The 17897-nt window shown below is 70.8% G+C and carries 20 protein-coding genes, 3 tRNA genes and 1 pseudogene; 4 read left to right on the top strand and 20 right to left on the bottom strand.

Features of this window, described 5'->3' with window-relative positions; all coding sequences use genetic code 11:
* Positions 1 to 3: 3 nt before the first annotated feature.
* From K377_RS14890 to K377_RS14845, 10 genes are all read right to left on the bottom strand, one after another.
* Positions 4 to 1410 (bottom strand): hypothetical protein, encoded by a 1407-nt coding sequence (locus K377_RS14890; RefSeq protein ID WP_111663823.1) that lies wholly within the window; start codon positions 1408 to 1410, stop codon positions 4 to 6.
* A gap of 97 nt (positions 1411 to 1507) precedes the next feature.
* Complete coding sequence (locus K377_RS14885) at positions 1508 to 2626, bottom strand: UDP-N-acetylmuramate dehydrogenase (RefSeq protein ID WP_111663822.1); 1119 nt, start codon at positions 2624 to 2626, stop codon at positions 1508 to 1510.
* Positions 2623 to 3003, bottom strand: coding sequence for a DUF3291 domain-containing protein (locus K377_RS14880; RefSeq protein ID WP_111663821.1), 381 nt, complete (start codon positions 3001 to 3003; stop codon positions 2623 to 2625). The genes K377_RS14885 and K377_RS14880 overlap by 4 nt, the downstream gene beginning before the upstream one ends.
* 78 nt (positions 3004 to 3081) lie before the next feature.
* Positions 3082 to 4515 (bottom strand): DHA2 family efflux MFS transporter permease subunit, encoded by a 1434-nt coding sequence (locus K377_RS14875; protein ID WP_111663820.1) that lies wholly within the window; start codon positions 4513 to 4515, stop codon positions 3082 to 3084.
* Positions 4516 to 4610: 95 nt separating this feature from the next.
* Positions 4611 to 5156, bottom strand: coding sequence for a TetR/AcrR family transcriptional regulator (locus tag K377_RS14870; protein WP_111663819.1), 546 nt, complete (start codon positions 5154 to 5156; stop codon positions 4611 to 4613).
* Positions 5157 to 5259: 103 nt separating this feature from the next.
* A complete protein-coding gene (locus K377_RS14865) occupies positions 5260 to 5688 on the bottom strand; it encodes a MaoC family dehydratase (RefSeq protein WP_111663818.1) in 429 nt (142 codons plus the stop codon).
* Between the two features lie 2 nt (positions 5689 to 5690).
* Positions 5691 to 6143, bottom strand: a complete 453-nt coding sequence (locus tag K377_RS14860) for a MaoC family dehydratase N-terminal domain-containing protein (protein WP_111663817.1) — start codon at positions 6141 to 6143, stop codon at positions 5691 to 5693.
* Positions 6144 to 6241: 98 nt separating this feature from the next.
* Positions 6242 to 6406 (bottom strand): 50S ribosomal protein L33, encoded by a 165-nt coding sequence (gene rpmG, locus K377_RS14855; RefSeq protein ID WP_003948671.1) that lies wholly within the window; start codon positions 6404 to 6406, stop codon positions 6242 to 6244.
* Positions 6407 to 6498: 92 nt separating this feature from the next.
* Positions 6499 to 6571: transfer RNA gene (locus tag K377_RS14850), tRNA-Met, on the bottom strand.
* A gap of 34 nt (positions 6572 to 6605) precedes the next feature.
* Positions 6606 to 6678, bottom strand: a tRNA-Thr gene (locus K377_RS14845).
* Positions 6679 to 6931: 253 nt separating this feature from the next.
* Between K377_RS14845 and K377_RS14840 the strand changes: the two genes are divergently transcribed.
* Positions 6932 to 8200, top strand: coding sequence for an amidohydrolase family protein (locus K377_RS14840; protein WP_111663815.1), 1269 nt, complete (start codon positions 6932 to 6934; stop codon positions 8198 to 8200).
* A 96-nt stretch (positions 8201 to 8296) separates the two neighbouring features.
* Positions 8297 to 8953 carry an SDR family oxidoreductase gene (locus tag K377_RS14835; RefSeq protein WP_111663814.1) on the top strand — a complete coding sequence of 219 codons (657 nt, stop codon included), beginning with the start codon at positions 8297 to 8299 and terminating at the stop codon, positions 8951 to 8953.
* Between the two features lie 20 nt (positions 8954 to 8973).
* Here the strand turns inward: K377_RS14835 and K377_RS14830 are convergent, their stop codons facing one another.
* On the bottom strand, positions 8974 to 9192 hold the full coding sequence (locus tag K377_RS14830) for a hypothetical protein (RefSeq protein ID WP_111663813.1): 219 nt from the start codon (positions 9190 to 9192) through the stop codon (positions 8974 to 8976).
* Between the two features lie 156 nt (positions 9193 to 9348).
* Here K377_RS14830 and K377_RS14825 point away from each other — a divergent pair.
* Positions 9349 to 9555: pseudogene (locus K377_RS14825) on the top strand (nucleotidyltransferase domain-containing protein); the annotation flags it as partial.
* 183 nt (positions 9556 to 9738) lie between these two features.
* Here K377_RS14825 and K377_RS14820 read toward each other — a convergent pair.
* From K377_RS14820 to K377_RS14810, 3 genes are all read right to left on the bottom strand, one after another.
* A complete protein-coding gene (locus K377_RS14820) occupies positions 9739 to 10191 on the bottom strand; it encodes a DUF6299 family protein (protein ID WP_111663812.1) in 453 nt (150 codons plus the stop codon).
* Between the two features lie 204 nt (positions 10192 to 10395).
* Positions 10396 to 10785: a hypothetical protein gene (locus tag K377_RS14815; protein ID WP_111663811.1), complete on the bottom strand. Its 390-nt coding sequence runs from the start codon at positions 10783 to 10785 to the stop codon at positions 10396 to 10398.
* A gap of 417 nt (positions 10786 to 11202) precedes the next feature.
* A tRNA-Tyr gene (locus K377_RS14810) sits at positions 11203 to 11284 on the bottom strand.
* A 223-nt stretch (positions 11285 to 11507) separates the two neighbouring features.
* Here K377_RS14810 and K377_RS14805 point away from each other — a divergent pair.
* Positions 11508 to 11996, top strand: coding sequence for a YajQ family cyclic di-GMP-binding protein (locus K377_RS14805; RefSeq protein WP_111663810.1), 489 nt, complete (start codon positions 11508 to 11510; stop codon positions 11994 to 11996).
* Between the two features lie 249 nt (positions 11997 to 12245).
* On the opposite strand, the gene K377_RS14800 is transcribed toward K377_RS14805, so the two are convergent.
* The 6 genes from K377_RS14800 to K377_RS14775 form a co-directional block, all read right to left on the bottom strand.
* Complete coding sequence (locus tag K377_RS14800) at positions 12246 to 12518, bottom strand: GlsB/YeaQ/YmgE family stress response membrane protein (RefSeq protein ID WP_111663809.1); 273 nt, start codon at positions 12516 to 12518, stop codon at positions 12246 to 12248.
* A 256-nt stretch (positions 12519 to 12774) separates the two neighbouring features.
* Positions 12775 to 13167: a YccF domain-containing protein gene (locus K377_RS14795; RefSeq protein ID WP_111663808.1), complete on the bottom strand. Its 393-nt coding sequence runs from the start codon at positions 13165 to 13167 to the stop codon at positions 12775 to 12777.
* The gene (gene htpX / locus K377_RS14790) at positions 13164 to 14030 is read right to left on the bottom strand and encodes a zinc metalloprotease HtpX (RefSeq protein ID WP_111663807.1); all 867 of its coding nucleotides are present in this window, start codon (positions 14028 to 14030) and stop codon (positions 13164 to 13166) included. Before htpX ends, K377_RS14795 begins: the two co-directional genes overlap by 4 nt.
* A 183-nt stretch (positions 14031 to 14213) precedes the next feature.
* Positions 14214 to 14690, bottom strand: coding sequence for an MscL family protein (locus tag K377_RS14785; RefSeq protein WP_111663806.1), 477 nt, complete (start codon positions 14688 to 14690; stop codon positions 14214 to 14216).
* 92 nt (positions 14691 to 14782) lie between these two features.
* Entirely contained in the window at positions 14783 to 16321 is a 1539-nt protein-coding gene (locus tag K377_RS14780) for an NADH-quinone oxidoreductase subunit N (protein WP_111663805.1), read from the bottom strand.
* Positions 16318 to 17892: a NuoM family protein gene (locus K377_RS14775; RefSeq protein ID WP_111663804.1), complete on the bottom strand. Its 1575-nt coding sequence runs from the start codon at positions 17890 to 17892 to the stop codon at positions 16318 to 16320. Before K377_RS14775 ends, K377_RS14780 begins: the two co-directional genes overlap by 4 nt.
* Between the last annotated feature and the right edge of the window lie 5 nt (positions 17893 to 17897).

Raw genomic sequence — 17897 nt, 5'->3', positions numbered from 1 at the left:
GGCTCACACCGCGCCGGCGTCCCCCGGCGTCAGGGTCTTCCGGCGCAGCTCCGCGGCGGTGCGCTCGATGTCGGCGTGGCTCACGCCCTCGGCGCTGACCAGGACCGTTCCGAAGCTGCCGCGGTCGGCCCAGGTGCAGGCACCCTGGGGGGCGCCCTTGAGGAACGAGCGGAACGTCAGGCACTGGACACGGCCGCCCAGCTCCCCCGGCGCGGCGCGCCAGGCCCCGGTGACCTGCGCCCCGGTCATCTCGATGCCCTCGCGGAAGACGCCGGTGACGTCCGCGGGCTCGACGTCGTGCAGATCGCCCGTGAAACCGAACAGCAGCACGGCGGGCTGCGCGGAGCCCTCCTCCCCGTACGCGGCGAGCAGTCGGTCGGTCGGACGGGGCATCGATTCCTGGGACAGGAGCGCGGCGTAGATGTTCAGCACCGGGCTGTCGCCGAGCTGCGGCAGGCCGTGGAACGTCCGCGGCACCGCGGCCGCGTAGTGCGGATAGGCCACGCTGCGGGAGTAGCTCCACGCCGCCGAGCCCACCGCCGACGCCACCAGGACCAGCGCCGCGCAGGCCGCCACCGCCTTCTGCCGGGAACTCACCGGCGGGATGTCGGGCGCGCCCGGCGCGGGCTCCCGGTGCTCGACCGGCAGTCCGGCCGGGGCCCGCCGGCGCGCGCGGCGCAGCAGGGTCCGTTCCTGGCGCACGGGGGCGGACAGCAGGAAGACGGCGAGCAGGAGCCAGGACGGTAGTTCGAACGCCGTCACCGTGAGGAGCAGTGCGGAGGCGGCCACGGCCAGCAGCAGCGCCACCGCGTACGGATGGCTCAGCACCACGCGCGCGGGTGCCGCGACGGGCCGGGCCAGCTCGGCCAGCGTCGCGGCGCGCACGGCGAGGCGCCGGTCGTGCGGCCATGCGGCGGCGGCCTGCGCGGCCTCCTCGGCGGCGGCCGTCGGGGCGACACCCGTGAGCAGCACGGTACGGGCGTCATGGCGCTGGATCTGCGCCTCGGAGGGCGGCCTGGGCACGGGGGCGCCACCGGCCTGCCGTGCCTGCGGGGAGTCCGGGGCCAGCTCGGCCAGCCGCTCCGCCGCCGCCCGCCCGCGCGACTGCCGCCCCGGGTGCTCCAGTCCGTCGCAGGCCTGCCCGAACGCGGCATACGCGGCGAGCAGGTCCAGATCGTCCGGGTGGGCGTCGAGACCGGCCCGGTAGGCGCGCTCCGCCTCGGCGTCGTGATCGTCGTCGTCCTCGGCCTCGTGGGCGCGGGCGAGGACGAGGTACAGGCCCGGTCGCGGCCCGTGCTCGTCGAGGCCCGTCGTCGCCTCGGCCCGGGCGGCTTTCAACTCCCCCGCGCGCAGCAGTCGTTCGGCGCGCTCGTACTCGGGCAGCACGGACTGCCCGCTGGTCTCCTGCATCTGTGGTCCCCACCCCTGATGTGCGTGTCGAACAACTTGTCGACGCCGTCACTATCAGGGGCGGACCCCTACCAGGTCAATGTCTGAAAACCGCAGCTCAGAGACGGACGCCGACGGTGACCGGTTCGTTGACGAGGGTCACGCCGAAGGCGTCCCTGACGCCCGCCACGACCTCGCGGGCCAGCGTCAGCAGGTCCTCGGTGGTGGCCCCGCCGCGGTTGGTGAGGGCGAGGGTGTGCTTGGTGGAGATACGGGCCGGCCCGCTGCCGTAGCCCTTGGTGAAGCCCGCCTTGTCGATGAGCCAGGCCGCGGAGGTCTTCGTCAGCCCCTCCCCCGCCGGGAACGCGGGCGCCTTCGCGTCGGGGCCCAGACGTTCGGCCACGCGCGCGTGGAACGCCGCGAACTCCTCGTCGTCGAGGATCGGGTTGGTGAAGAACGACCCGGCCGACCAGGTGTCGTGGTCCTCCGGATCGAGCACCATGCCCTTGCCGGCGCGCAGCTTCAGAACGGTCTCGCGGGCGGTCACGGCCGGGACCCGGTCACCCGCCTCGACGCCGAGGGTGCGCGCGGTCTCCGGGTACTTGACGGGCGCGCTGAGGCCGCCCGCGTCCTCCAGCTCGAACCGCACGCGCAGCACCACATAGCGATCGGGTTCGGCCTTGAAGCGGCTGTGCCGGTACGAGAAGGCGCACTCGGCGTTCGGGATCGTGACGGTCTCGCCCGCCTCGCGGTCGTAGGCGATCACCTCGGTGATCGTGGCGGAGACCTCCTGGCCGTACGCGCCGACGTTCTGGATCGGGGTCGCGCCCGCGGAGCCGGGGATCCCGGCGAGGCACTCGATGCCCGCGAGGCCGGCCTCCACGGTGCGGCGCACGGCGTCCGTCCACACCTCACCGGCGGCCAACTCCAGCTTCGTACCGTCGAGTTCGAAGCCCTCGGTGGCGATCCGCAGGGCGGTGCCCGCGAAACCGGCGTCGCCGATGACGAGGTTGCTGCCGCCGCCGACGATCAGCAGCGGGGTGCCGGTGGCGTCGGCCTCGCGCACCGCGTCGATCACCTCGGCGTCGGTGGTCGCGGTGAGCAGCCGGGTGGCGGGCCCGCCGAGCCGGAAGGTGGTCAGGGGGGCGAGAGGGGCGTCGTGGAGTTCCTGCACGCGCTCCAGGGTACGAGAACGGCCCCGCCGCGCCGACGGGGCCGTGTCCTTGCCGGGTCTCACCGGAACCGCCGCAGGGCGTCCTCCCAGTCGAGGGGCAGGTCGCCGGCGGGCGCCTTCCAGGTGAGGAACTCCGAGTCCTTCATCTGTCCGCGCAGGCCCCCGGCGGCGGGCCCGTGCGGTGCGGAGGCCGCGAAGTCCTTCAGCGCCTCGCGCGACTCCCAGGCGGACAGCGTCCAGAAGGTCCGCTTGAGGGGCGCCGCCTTCAGGGTGGCTCCGTAGGCGCCGGGGGCGCGCCCCACCTGGCGCCAGACGGTGGGCGTACGGGCGAAGAACTTCAGGGCGCCCCACAGGGTGCGGGTCTCGAAGCGCGAGGCGAAGACGAGCACCTCGGCCCCCTCGGGCGGCGGGTTCGGCGTGGTCCGGGGCAGGGTCGGCATGACGTGCTCCTTCGACGACGGACTTCGACTACGGACATGGGCTACGGGCGCGTACCGGTTCCGTACGAGGTGGGGCTGTCAGGCGTTCTCGAGGACCTTGACCGGCTCCAGTGCCGCGTCGGCCGTGCGCCGGGTGCCGGGGATGGCCAGGGCGGCGGCTCCCGCGACGGCGACCAGGGCGGCGCCCACCCACAGCGCGGGCTGGATGCCGTCGACGAAGCTCTTCGCGGAGTCGTAGCCGCCCTGCGCCGAGAAGATCGACGCCATGATCGCGATACCGAGCGCGCCGCCGACCTCGCGCAGCGCGTTGTTGGAGCCGGAGGCGATGCCCTGCTCCTCGGGGCGGACGCTGGCCATGACCAGGTTCGAGGCCGGGGCGAAGTACAGGGCCATGCCGACGCCGCTGACGATCAGGGCCGGCAACTGGGCCGCGTACGAGACGTCCACGGAGATCACGGCGGCGAACCAGGCGAGCCCGAGCGCCTGGAGGAACAGTCCGGCGGCGGCGATGGTGCGGCCGCTGATCCGGTCGGAGAGATACCCGGCGATCGGCGCGACCAGCATCGGCATGCCGGTCCAGGGCAGCATCCGCAGGCCCGCCTCGGTGGGCGAGTAGCCGAGGACGCCCTGGAGGAACTGGCTGAGCAGGAAGATCGAGCCGAACATGCCGAGGAACATCAGCATGCTCGCGGCGTTGATCCCCGCGAAGGCGCGGGAACGGAAGAGCCGCATGGGGAGCATGGGGTTCTCGGCGCGGATGCCGTGGAGGACGAACCCGACGAGGAGGGCGCCGCCCGCGAACAGGCCGGTGAGGACGACGGTGTCGCTCCAGCCGACGATGGGCGCGCGGACCAGGCCGTAGACGATGCCGAAGAGGCCGCCGCTGGCGAGCAGGGTGCCGGTGAGGTCGAGCGGGGCGCCGGTGCCGTGCGACTCCTTGAGGCGCAGCCGCGCGAGGGGCAGCAGGGCGAGGCCCACCGGGACGTTCAGCCAGAAGATCCAGTGCCAGGACACGTGTTCGGTGAGGGTGCCGCCGATGAGCGGCCCGGAGGCGACGGCGAGCCCGTTCGCCGCGCCCCAGATGCCGAACGCCATCCCGCGCTTGGCGGCCGGGACGGCGGCGCTGAGCAGCGTCAGGGTGAGCGGCATCATGATCGCGCCGCCGACGCCCTGCACCGCGCGGGCGGCGATCAGCGCGTCGATCCCGGTGGACATCGCCGCGGCGGCCGAGGCTCCGGTGAAGATGACGATGCCGATGAGGAAGAGCCGCCTGCGGCCGAACCGGTCGCCGAGCGCGGCGCCGAACATCAGCAGCACGGCGAAGGTCAGCGTGTACGCGCTGACCGTCCACTCCAGGTCGTCGAGGGCGCCGCCGAGATCCTGGCGGATGGACGGCAGGGCCGTGGTGACGACGAGATTGTCGAGGGCCGCCATGAATCCGGCGACGCTGGTGATGACGAGGGCCCAGACCGCTCCCCCGCGCGATGCTTCCGGTGCCGTTGGTTGGGACATCTTTCCCCCTGAAAGATCCGCTGGAGTTCCGAAGATTAGTTATTGATGACTAACTTTGGTGGCCGCAAAAAGGCGGCCTTCCGCACTCGCCGCGCTCACTCCGGCTTGCCGCAGCCGGTCCAGACCCGGTGCCCGGGCGGAAAGCCCATCGAGACCAGGACGTTGATCAGCATTCCGTAGGAGAGGAACTGGGTCGTCTGCTCGGTGTCGGCCCCCAGGGCGAGCAGGACCGTGTCGTACATCTCCGTCCACGCCCCGCGCAGCTCCTCGCCGAACTCCGGGTCACCGGCCGCCTCGGCGGCGGCCACGGCCACGTAGATCTGCATCTGCATGAGCAGCATGTCCGGGTCGTCGGCGATGAGCGACAGATACGCGCCGCCCAGCACCTCCTCGACCTCCTCGGGAGCGACCCCTTCGGCGGCTTTGCGGAACACCTCGGTGGTGCTCTCGCAGCAGCGCCGGGCCGCGGCGAGGAAGATCGCCCGCTTGCCCGGGAAGAGCCGGAAGAGGTACGGCTGTGAGACACCCACCCGCTTGGCGATCGCCTCGGTCGAGGTGCCGTTGTACCCACCCCGCGCGAACTCGGTGATCGCCGCGCGGATGACGCTCTCGCGCCGCTCCTCCGCACTCATCCTGACCATGCGAGTAAGTTAGTGGCCAATCACTATCTAAGTCAACCCCGGGTACGCGTAAGGGGCGCCCCGCCATGGAGAGCGCCCCTTACTTGCACCTACGCAGGCACGATCAGACCAGCTGAACGACCGCCCGGGACATCCCGAGCACCTTCTGCCCGGCGCTCGTGGCGACCAGGTCGACCCGGACCCGGTTGTCGTCGAGCTTGGCCGCGACCTTGGCGCTGACCTCGATCTCGGCGCCCTTGTCGTCGTTCGGCACGATCACCGGCTTGGTAAACCGCACGCCGTACTCGACGACGGCGGCCGGGTCCCCGACCCAGTCGGTGACCACGCGGATCGCCTCGGCCATCGTGAACATGCCGTGCGCGATGACGTCCGGCAGACCGACCTCGACCGCGAACTTCTCGTTCCAGTGGATCGGGTTGAAGTCACCGGAGGCGCCGGCGTACTGCACCAGCGTGGCGCGCGTCACCGGGAACGTCTGCGCGGGCAGCTCGACGCCGACCTCGACGTCCGCGTACGTGATGGTCGTAGCCATGGTCAGGCCCCCTCTGCGGCGCGCGAGACGAGCTTGGTCCAGGCGGTGACGACGTGCTCACCGTTCTCGTCGTGCACCTCACCGCGCACATCGATGATGTCGTTGCCCGCGAGTGACTTGATCGCCTCGATGGTCGATGTCACGGAGAGTAGGTCCCCGGCCCGCACCGGACGGCTGTAGGCGAACTTCTGGTCGCCGTGCACCACCCGGCTGTAGTCGAGCCCGAGCTCAGGGTCGTGGACGACATCGCCGGCGGCCTTGAACGTGATGGCAAACACAAAGGTCGGCGGGGCGATCACGTCGGGGTGGCCGAGCGCCTGGGCCGCCGCGCGGTCGGCGTAGGCGGGGTTGGCGTCCCCCACGGCCTCGGCGAACTCGCGGATCTTCTCCCGGCCGACTTCGTACGGGGCGGTGGGCGGGTAGCTCCGCCCCACGAAGGACTGGTCGAGCGCCATGGGCTCGGCACCTCCTGTCTTCCTGGACCTGCGGAAACGGGTGATTCAACGACACGAGGCCGCCCCCTGACGGGGACGGCCTCGTGTGCGAACCTGATTTATCGCGTTTCGCGGTGCGCGGTGTGCGCGTTGCAACGCGGGCAGTGCTTCTTCATCTCAAGACGGTCCGGGTTGTTACGCCGGTTCTTCTTGGTGATGTAGTTCCGCTCCTTGCACTCCACGCAGGCCAGCGTGATCTTCGGGCGGACGTCGGTGGCAGCCACGTGAGTGCACTCCTTGACGAACGGATGGGACTGGAATAACGCATAAAAGAGTAGCCGATCGAAGGACCGACCCCACAATCGGCTACTGTCAGTAGCGGTGACCGGACTTGAACCGGTGACACAGCGATTATGAGCCGCTTGCTCTACCGACTGAGCTACACCGCTTTGATACGCGCACCGCGAGCGGTGTGTGTACCAGAGCCCCAATGCGGAATCGAACCGCAGACCTTCTCCTTACCATGGAGACGCTCTACCGACTGAGCTATTGGGGCGAGCGAGGAAGACATTACACGGTTGCGCGCCGATCGCCCAAATCCGTTTCGCGGGCCCGGCCACCGGGAAGGACGAGCCCCTGTCCCGAGCGGCACACGGGCCCCTGAGACCCCATCAGTACGACTATTGCGGCGCTCCTCGAAGCGCGCCCCTCGCCGTCCTAGGCTCGACCCGTTCCGCGTGATCTTGTTCCTGAGATCCGGTACTGGGATCCGGTACCGGGATCCAGCTTCCCGAGCTTTCTGGAGCGCGATGCCCGACAGTCCACCGCAGCAGCCGCCCGCGCCCGGCTCCCCAGGCTCCCCCGACGACGCGCCCGACGGCTCCGGCCTGTTGCTGTGCGGCGCCCGGCTCACCGACGGCAGGACCGTGGACGTGCGGCTGGGCGGCGGGCGCATCGAGGCGGTCGGCACGGCCGGCAGCCTCACCGGGCACGGCTCACGCGTGGACCTGAGCGGTTACCTGCTGCTGCCCGCGCCCGCGGAGCCGCACGCGCACGGTGACACCGCCCTGTCGGCGGACGGCGACGGCCCGGTGTCGCATGACGCCGAGGAGGTCCAGCGCCGGGCCACCGAGGCGACCCTGCTGCAACTCGGGCACGGGGCCACCGCGCTCCGCTCGCACGTGCGGCTCGGCGAGATGGAGGGCCTCGGGTCGCTGGAGGCCGTGCTGCAGGCGCGACGTTCGCTGGTGGGCCTCGCGGATCTGCGGACGGTGGCGATGCCCCGGCTGCTGACCGGGGTCGCGGGGGCGGACGGGCTCGCGATGCTGCGCGACGCGCTGAAGATGGGCGCCTCCGTGGTGGGCGGCTGCCCCGACCTGGACCCCGACCCGACCGGCTATGTGGAAGCGGTGCTGGAGGTCGCCGCCGAGCACGGCTGCCCGGTCGATCTGCACACGGACGGCGCCGACCCGGCGCGGCTCGGGCGGCTCGCTGCCGTCGCGGGCGGGCTGCGCACCGGGGTCGTCGTGGGCCCGCTCGGCGGTCTGGCGCGGATGCCCGCGCAGGCCGTGCGGCGGGCCGTGGACGGGCTAGCGGCGGCCGGGGTGACGGTCGCCTGTCTGCCGCAGGGCGGCTGCGCGGGGGTGGACGGGCGCGGTGTCGCGCCGGTCCGGCTGCTGCGGGCGGCCGGCGTGCGGGTGGCCGCGGGCAGCGGGGCGATGCGGGACGTGTCGAACCCGGTGGGCCGGGGCGATCCGCTGGAGGCCGCCTATCTGCTGGCCTCGCGGTACGGGCTGCGGCCCGAGGACGCGTACGACGCGGTGAGTTCGGCGGCGCGGGCGGCGCTCGGGCTGCCGGAGGTGCGGGTGGAGGCCGGGTTCCCGGCCGAGCTGCTCGCCGTGCGGGGCGACCGGCTCGCGGGGGCGCTGTCACTCGCGTACAGCCGGATCGTGGTGCACCGGGGGCGGGTGGTGGCCCGGACCAGCGCGGTGCGCGAGTACTGCGACTCGGCGGCCGCGGTCGCCCTGGATCTGCCGCGGCAGGGGCGGGCGGCGAAGCACGGCGGCGGGCCCGCGTAGACGGGGCTCCCTACGCCTGGGCAACTGCTCGCGCGTGACGCCCGTTTCGAGGTGGTTGCACGGTCAACCGCCCGAGCTCGGCGTACGGTCGGAATCATGCGCATTGTCATCGCTGGTGGTCATGGTCAGATCGCGCTGCGGCTGGAGCGTCTGCTCGCCGCGCGCGGGAACGAGGTCGCGGGCATCATCCGCAAGGCCGAGCAGGGCGACGACCTGCGGGCGGCCGGTGCGGAGCCGGTGCTGTGCGACCTGGAGTCCGCTTCCGTGGAGGAGGTCGCGGCACATCTGCAGGGCGCCGACGCGGCCGTCTTCGCCGCCGGCGCGGGTCCGGGCAGCACGGTCGAACGCAAGGACACCGTGGACCGGGACGCCGCCGTGCTGTTCGCGGACGCGGCGGAGCGGGCCGGGGTGCGCCGGTACGTCGTCGTGTCGTCGATGGGCGCGGACGCCTCGCACGAGGGCGACGAGATCTTCGACGCGTACCTGCGGGCCAAGGGCGCGGCCGACGACGCCGTACGCGGCCGTACGGGCCTGGACTGGACGATCCTGCGCCCCGGGTCGCTGACGAACGACGCGGGCAAGGGCCTCGTACGACTGGAGGCGTCGACCGGGCGCGGAGCGGTGCCGCGCGACGACGTGGCCGCCGTCCTGGCCGAGCTGCTGGACACGCCCGCCACGGCCGGCCTGACCCTGGAGCTGATCTCCGGATCGGCGCCGGTCTCGGTGGCGGTGAAGTCGGTCGCCGGGAACTGATCCGCGTACCGCCGTCGTTCTCAGAACAGCGGCATCTGCCCGGGCACGTGCGGGACGACGTACCCGTCGAGGGCGTCCTGCACGGCTCCCAGCTGGGCCGGGCGGCGGGAGCCCGGGCAGGAGACGAGTTCGCCCGCGTCGCGTGCGCCGGGCGGATCGTGGCGGGCGAAGCGGCCTGCGACGACGGCGATGTCGCGACGGCACTCGGGGCAGTTTCGGCGGCGCGCTGTGGTCGGCATGGGTTCAGTCTGCGCGGTGATCGTCGCGGGCACACGGTGAAACCCGCCCCTGAACGGGGTCGGCGGGACCGTGCACACGCTCGCCGACGTCCCGGAGGTCCTACGGCGGGACAGGGTTTTGTGCCGCGGCACGATGGTCTTCGTCTACGGAACAGGGCGCACCTCGGCGCCTGGACGGGAATCGGCCGCTGGCTGCCCCGTCGGCTCCTCGCCGCCGATCCGCGGCTCGGGGAAGCCCTCCTCCACGGTCACCGGACCGTCGCGGAACGCGGAGACCCTGAGCCGCTGGCGGCGGCCGTGGCCGAGGTTCTGGAACTGGTCGGCGGGCCGCTGCGCGAGGGGTACGTGCAGCTGTTCCGTTGAGAAAGCCGGGTCGCTCGGCGGCTTTTCGGGATCCGCGACATTAAAGATCGCGGAGACGGCCGTCCGACGTCCGAATTCATGGCACGCCGGAGGCGCGGCGACGCCCGCGTATTCACTTCCGCGTCGGCCAATTCCGCGCCCAGGAAATTGGCGCGCGGAATTGGGCGGCGGTGTCTGCTGTCCTCAGTCCTTGGCGGCTGCGGTCAGCGTCACGTCCTGGTCGCGCGAGGCGTGGAAGTGCGGGAGCGGCAGTCCGCCCTGCGGGCGCAGTTCCATCACCGTCGCCTCGACCTGCGCGGCACCCGGCTCGACGGTGCCGGCGGGGACCCGGCCGGTGTTCCGCCACGTGTGTTCGCGGCCGTCGCAGTCGGCGACGCTCCCGCCGATGCCGCGCCGCGGGCCGTCCGGCGTCTGGCGGACGGAGGACGAGACGAGGACGGGGGCGAGGCCGGCGGTGCAGCGGTAGGTGCCGGACAGCGTGACGGTGCCGTCGTCGGCGACCGTGCCGGTCGGGTCGACGGTGACGGACTCGGACGGCTCGGCGGCGCCGACCGCGGCGGGCGCGGCGAGCAGGAGCAGCGCGGCGCCGGTGGCGGTGCCGAGCGACTTGAGGTGCTTGGGGAGCAGGACAGACATGAAAGACCTCCTGGTTGGGGTCCTCATTGATAACCGGAGCGCGACGTTCGATTCACTCGACGTCACCCCTTAGGCGGCATTTCCGTACCGAGGGCGACGGGTGGGCGGGGCCCACCGGCTCCGTGCAAGGAGGGACACGGAACCGGCGGACCCCGCCGCCCTGGTCACCTGCCGGTCAGGCGCGGAAGGCGCCCTGACCGGGGGTCAGAGGATGCGCTCGGGCGCGTCGAACTGGTCGACGGGGGCGGTGTCGCACGCGGCGACGGGGCCGCCGAGCACGTTGCCGCCGACGCCCTGGGTGGCGGGGACGGCGCAGCGCAGGTCGACGTTGACGAACGGGGCACCGTAGGCGTTGGCCACGCCGCCGGGGTCGCCGGCGATGGTGACGTCACCGTGGTCGGTGGCGAACTCCGTCGAGCCGGTGGCGTAGCCGGTCTCACCGGCGGCGCGCGCGGCGTCGTTGGCGTCGGCGGCGCTCGTCATGGTCTCGGCCTGCGGGCCACCGGTGGTGGCGGAGGCGCCCCCGGCGGCACCAACGGTGGCAGCCGCGGCGGCGGTCGTGAGCGCGACGCCGGCCAGAACCTTGCGGATCATCGTTTCTCCCATACGAACAGTGAAGTGACGAGCAGCCGCGTGCGGCCCGTCGAACGCACTGAACTCGACACCGGGAAGAAACGTCACGTCCGCCTCGCGCTCATTCATTCGCCTGGAGCAGAGAAATACGGAACATGGCCACATGGGGGCGGGTTCGGCATTCATCGCAAAAACGGGTGTTTTCGCATTTACGGGATTAGGAAAGGGCGGGAAATGGGGGACGACTGCGCCGCGCTCCGGGGTGTCCACACGGCTGGCTCGCATCGGTGCCGGTGCCGGTGCCGGCCATCGCCTTGTCGACCGGCAGATGGTCCGGGACTGGGGATGGGACTGGGGATGGGCGTGTGGCTGCGGCGGGGAAAACAGAAACCCCCTCCGGACTACGTTTCCGTAGTCCGGAGGGGGTCTCCCCAAGTGTGGCGGCGCCAGGATTCGAACCTGGGAAGGCTGAGCCGGCAGATTTACAGTCTGCTCCCTTTGGCCGCTCGGGCACACCGCCTTGGGTTTGCTGCCTGGGCCTCGCCTCTCGGCGGTGCTCGTTGGCAACGACGTAAACAATACCCGATGGAAGGGGGTGCTTCGCCACCCGATTGATCGACGGGCGGGGACGGGGCGGTGGCTAGGCTTTGCACCGGGTGCGGCTCAGCGGTGCGCACCCGCCCAGGGCCCGGTCTGTGCCGGGTCCGCCGTCGTCACACCCCCGATACAAGGAGCCACAGGACATGGCCGACTCCAGTTTCGACATCGTCTCGAAGGTCGAGCGGCAGGAGGTCGACAACGCCCTCAACCAGGCCGGCAAGGAGATCTCGCAGCGCTACGACTTCAAGAACGTCGGCGCCTCCATCTCCTGGTCCGGCGAGAAGATCCTGATGGAGGCCAACTCCGAGGAGCGGGTCAAGGCCATCCTCGACGTCTTCCAGTCCAAGCTGATCAAGCGCGGCATCTCGCTGAAGTCCCTGGACGCCGGTGAGCCGCAGCTGTCCGGCAAGGAGTACAAGATCTTCGCCTCCATCGAGGAGGGCATCTCGCAGGAGAACGCCAAGAAGGTCGCGAAGATCATTCGCGACGAGGGCCCGAAGGGCGTCAAGGCGCAGGTTCAGGGCGAGGAGCTGCGGGTCAGCTCCAAGAGCCGTGACGACCTTCAGGCCATCATCGCGCTGCTGAAGGGCAAGGACTTCGACTTCGCGCTGCAGTTCGTGAACTACCGGTAGCCATCACCGGATCGGCGAGCCGGACGTGTGGAGGGGCGGCACCCGTGGGTGCCGCCCCTCGACGCATGTGCCGCGCCCGCATCAGTTCGCGGGGGAAACAGCCTCCCCAGTCGGCCGACCTGCGGGAGGGGGCTCTGGCGGCCGCGTAGGCGCCCGTACCGAGCCGACGCCGCCGACGGGTGCCGGACCGTCAACTCGGGCGGCGAGGAGGCCGTACAGCGGGTGCGGGGGACGCGCCGCGTCGCAGGATCAGTGCCGCTCGCGGGAGTTGCCGAAGAAGATGCGGTACAGGATCAGCAGCACCAGCGCGCCGCCGATCGCGGAGACCCAGGTCGCGCCGTCGTAGAAGTCCTTGCTGACGGGCCGGTCGAGCCACTGGGCCGATATCCAGCCGCCGATGAAGGCGCCGGCGATACCGATGAGCGTGGTGCCGACCAGGCCGCCCGGGTCGCGCCCCGGGAGCAGAATCTTGGCGATGGCACCGGCAAGCAGGCCCAGGATGATCCAGCTGATGATGCCCATGCCGTAACTGCCTTTCTTTCGTGGGGCGTTGCTGTGGATGGGCTGTGCGACGACGCCGCGGTCCCTTGATCCATTACTGCCCTGAAAGACGACAACTAGGCCGGTTCTGGTTGCGAGGAATCGGGTGCGGTCCGGGGCGTTTCCGGCCGGAGGCACCGGTGTCGTGACCGGGCGCGCGGGTGCGGGCTACCGCCGCTTCCGGAACACCCCGATCTCAGCAGGCGTGAGCGCGCTCGCGGAGCGCCCCCTTTCGCCCCTACCGCGCCGCGAACGGCTGGTCCGTGCGGACGATGTCGCGGCCGAGCGGGAGGAGGGAGATCGGGATCATCTTGAAGTTGGCGATGCCGAACGGGATGCCGATGATCGTCACGCACAGGGCGATGCCGGTGAAGATGTGGGCGAGCGCCAGCCACCAGCCCGCGAGGATCAGCCAGAGCACATTGCCGACGCAGGAGGGCGCGCCGGCGTCCCTGCGTTCGACCGTGGTGTACCCGAAGGGCCACAGGGCGTAGATGCCGATCCGGAACGCGGCGATGCCGAACGGGATGCCGATGATCGTGATGCAGAGCAGCACGCCTGCGAGCACGTACCCGAGGAACAGCCAGAAGCCGCTCAGGACGAGCCAGATGACGTTCAGGACGGTCTTCACCGGCGGGGGCCTCCTGCCATTTGCTCCAGCCGCTCGATGCGCTCGGCCATCGGCGGGTGTGTGGAGAACATTTTCGACATTCCCTGGCCCGGACGGAAGGGGTTGGCGATCATCATGTGGCTCGCCGTCTCGATCCGCGGCTCGGGCGGCAGCGGCAGCTGCTTCGTCCCCGCGTCCAGCTTGCGCAGGGCACTGGCCAGGGCCAGCGGGTCGCCGGTCAGCTGCGCGCCGGAGGCGTCGGCCTCGTACTCGCGCGAGCGGCTGATGGCGAGCTGGATGAGGGACGCGGCCAGCGGTCCCAGGATCATGACCAGGAGCATCCCGAAGATGCCGGGTCCGTCGTCGTCGTTCGAGCGGCCGACCGGGATCAGCCACGCGAAGTTCACCAGGAACATGATCACCGAGGCGAGGGCTCCGGCGACCGACGAGATCAGGATGTCGCGGTTGTAGACATGGCTGAGCTCGTGCCCGATGACGCCGCGCAGCTCGCGCTCGTCCAGGATGCGCAGGATGCCCTCGGTGCAGCACACGGCGGCATTGCGCGGATTGCGGCCCGTCGCGAACGCGTTCGGCGCCTCGGTGGGTGAGATGTACAGCCGGGGCATGGGCTGCCTGGCCTGCGTGGAGAGCTCGCGCACCATCCGGTACAGGGCGGGTGCCTCGAACTCGCTGACCGGGCGGGCCCGCATCGCGCGCAGGGCGAGCTTGTCGCTGTTCCAGTACGCGTACGCGTTGGTCCCGATCGCGATGACGAGGCCGATGATCAGCCCCGTACGACCGAAGAAACTCCCGATGACGAGAATGAGGGCGGAGAGCCCTCCGAGGAGTACGGCGGTCTTCAGCCCGTTGTGCCGGCGGTGCACGGTACGCCCTCCTGGTGGTGCGGCAGGGGAACCCACTGCTCTGTCTCTTGCTGGCCACTGGTGCGCGTGTCGCGTGTGTGTCCCTGTCCAGTGGACCCTCCCGTACTGGTCAACGCCAGACGAGGAGGACTAGTTCCCTTGTGCGCGGCCGGGAGGGCGGGGTCCGCGTGTAGGCCGTACGGGTCAGACCTTCTCCTGCGCCTGCTGCTGCTCGGGGAGCAGGCCGGCGATCTCCAGGGCCTTCTGGTCGGGCTCGATCTCGCTTGTGCACTGGGGGCAGCGGCTGGCGATGCCGGGGATCTGCGCGTAGCAGCGCGGGCAGTCGCGCAGGGAGGCCTTGATGTCGACCGGCTTGTTGCGGTCCATGCGGGCCTGGAACTTCATCATCGGCATGACGATCAGGAAGTAGAGGACGGCCGCGGTGATGAAGAAGGCGATCGTGGCGTCGATGAACTTCCCGTAGAAGAACTTCACCCCGTCGACCTCGAAGACCGCGTCGGAGTAGTCGCCGATGGAGCCGGTGGCCCAGCCCAGGAGTGGGGTGATGAAGGCGGTGGTGAAGGCCGTCACCAGGGCGGTGAACGCCGTTCCGATGGCGAGGCCGACCGCCGTGGTGATGATGTTGCCGCGGAGGATGAAGGTCTTGAAGCCGCTCAACACGGTACTGCTCCTGGGTATCGGGGATGACGAGGGCATGCCTGAAGCAGGCGACCTGAAAACGTACCAAAGAGGCTCGTCAGGTTGTCGCCCTGTCACAAGAACAGTCCATTGTTCACAAAGTGAAGGATGAGTTGTGGAGCTCCTGAGAGGGCCACGCCGATGACGGCCGTCAGGGCGATCGCGGCGGTGAGCGGGGCCGGGATCCGGTGGGCCGCCGGTTCGCCCTCGGGAGCGCGGAAGAGGGCCGCGGTCCACTGGAGGTAATAGACGAGCGCGATCACGACGTTCACCGCCATGACGACGGCGAGCCAGCCCAGGCCCGCGTCGACGGCCGCCGAGAAGACGGTGACCTTGGCGAAGAGGCCGATGATGCCCGGCGGCAGACCGGCGAGGCACAGCAGGAAGAAGCCCAGGACGAGCGCGGCGAGCGGGCGCGAGGCGTACAGGCCCCGGTAGTCGCTGACGCGGTTGAGCGGCTTCGTACGGGCGACCAGGGCGGCCACGGCGAAGGCGCCGAGGTTCACGGCCGCGTACATGAGGGCGTACGCGAGGGTGGAGCCGATCGACTTCTGCGGGTCGTCCGCGTAGGCGGCCGCGGCGATCGGCACCAGGAGGTAGCCGGCCTGGCCGACGGAGGACCAGGCGAGCAGCCGTACGGCGCTGTACGCGCGCGTGGCCTGCTGGCGCAGGGCGGCGACGTTGCCGACGGTCATGGTCAGCGCGGCCAGGGCGGCGAGCGCCGGGCCCCACACGTCCGCGTAGGACGGGAACGCGACGACGGTGACGAGGATGAGGCCGGAGAAGCCGACCGCCTTGCCGATGACCGACAAGTAGGCGGCGATCGGCAGTGGCGCGCCCACGTAGGTGTCGGGTACCCAGAAGTGGAACGGGACGGCGGCCGTCTTGAAGGCGAACCCCACGAGGGTGAGCGCGACGCCGGCCTGCGCGAGGGTGTGGAACTGGCCGTTCACGTGGGTGAGTTCCGAGGCCACGCGCGTCAGGTGCAGGCTGCCGGTGGTCGCGTAGACGAAGCTCACGCCGAGCAGGGTGACGGCGGTCGCGGTGACCGAGGACAGGAAGAACTTCAGGGCCGCGTCCGAGGAGCGCCGGTCGCCCTGCTTGAGGCCGACCAGGGCGAAGGCGGGCAGCGAGGCCACCTCCAGGGCGACGACGAGCGTGGCCAGGTCCCGGGAGGCGGGCAGCAGGGCGGCGCCCGCCGCGGAGGCCAGGAGCAGGAACCAGTACTCGCCTTCGGGGAGCGGCTTGTTCGCGTTCTTCGCGTCCTTCAGGGCGCTGATCGACAGGAGCGCGGTGAGCAGGGCGCCCGCGAGGACCAGGAACTGGACGACGAGTGTGAAGCGGTCCGCCGTGTAGCTGCAGGCTTCATACGGGGCGTTGGTGAGGCAGAAGGTGGAGCGTTCGTCGCCGATCAGCGGGATCAGCGCGAGCGCGGCGGCCGCCAGGCCCGCGACGGAGATCCAGCCGAGGACCGCCTTGCGCGCGTCCCCCACGAACAGGTCGGCGACCAGGACCACGAGGGCGACGACCGCGGCGATCGTGGGCGGCGCGATCGCGACCCAGTCGACGGACTGGACGAGGGACGCCACGGAGGGCGCGGCGACGGCGATCACTTCAGGCCTCCTGCGAGGAGCTTCTGCACGGCCGGGTTCGTGAGGCCGAGCAGGGCGGCGGGCCACAGGCCCGCGAGGACGGTGAGGGCGACGAGCGGGGTCCAGGCGGCGAACTCGTACGCCTGTACGTCCGCGAGTGCCGGGGTCTGCTGCGGGCGCGGGCCCATGCAGACGCGGCGGACCAGGATGAGCATGTACGCGGCCGTGAGCAGGGTGCCGAGCGCGGCGATCGCCATGAAGACGAGGAAGGCGGGGCGGCTGAGGTCGTCGGCGGGCCTGAACGCGCCGAACAGGGCGAGCATCTCGCCCCAGAATCCGGCGAGTCCGGGCAGGCCGAGCGAGGCGACGGCGGCGAAGGCGAGCAGGCCGCCCAGGCGCGGGGCCTTGCCGTACAGGGCCATGCCACCCTGCTCGGCGAGGGTGTCGAGGTCGCTGGTGCCGGTGCGGTCCTTGAGGGCGCCGACGAGGAAGAAGAGCAGGCCGGTGATGAGGCCGTGGGCGATGTTGGCGAACAGGGCGCCGTTCACGCCGGTCGGGCTCATCGTGGCGATGCCGAGGAGCACGAAGCCCATGTGGCCGACGGAGGAGTAGGCGATGAGGCGCTTGAGGTCGCCCTTCGCGCCCTGCTTGGCCAGGTTCAGGCAGGCCAACGATCCGTAGATGATCCCGATGACGGCGAGGGCGGCGAGGTAGGGCGCGAACGTGCGGAAGCCGTCGGGCGCGATCGGGAGCAGGATCCGGACGAATCCGTACGTACCCATCTTCAGCAGCACACCGGCGAGCAGGACCGAGCCGACGGTCGGGGCGGCGGTGTGGGCGTCCGGCAGCCAGCTGTGCAGCGGCCACATCGGGGTCTTCACGGCGAGCCCGATCCCGATCGCCAAAGCGGCGATGACCTGCACGGACGTACTCAGGCCCCGGCCGTTGTCAGTGGCGAGTGCCATCATGTCGAACGTGTCCGACTTAACGCCGATAAGGAGAATGCCGAGCAGCATCACGACCGAGCCGAGCAGGGTGAAGAGGATGAACTTCCAGGCCGCCGCGGCCCGTTCGGCACCGCCCCAGCGGGCGATGAGGAAGTACATCGGGATGAGCACCATCTCGAACGCGAGAAAGAAGAGCAGGAGGTCGAGGACGGCGAAGGTCGCCAGCGTGCCCGATTCCAGGAGCAGGATCAGGGCGACGAACGCCTTGGGGGACGGCCCGGTCGGCATCTTGAAGTAGGAGTACAGCGCGCACAGGAACGTCAGGAGCGCCGTGAGCACCAGGAGGGGGAGGGAGATGCCGTCGATGCCGAGGTGGATCCGCACGTGCAGCGCCGGGATCCAGCTGATGTCCGTCGTGGCCTGCATCCTGGACGGCTGGTCGTGGTCGAAGCCCAGCGCGAGGACGATCGCGGCGACGAGGATCGCGCCGGTCACGGTCACGCCGTGGCGGAGCACGGCCTGGTCCGGGGATTTCCCCTTCAGTCCGGGCGGGGCCGGCAGAAGGGCGAGGACGGCGCCGATGAGCGGGCCGACGACGATCAATGCGAGAAGGAACTGCATCACGGATTCGCTGATATCGATCACGGCTG

This window comes from Streptomyces sp. PsTaAH-137 (assembly GCF_003259365.1).
Lineage (GTDB): Bacteria > Actinomycetota > Actinomycetes > Streptomycetales > Streptomycetaceae > Streptomyces.
This window is presented reverse-complemented; position numbering and strand designations above follow the sequence as displayed.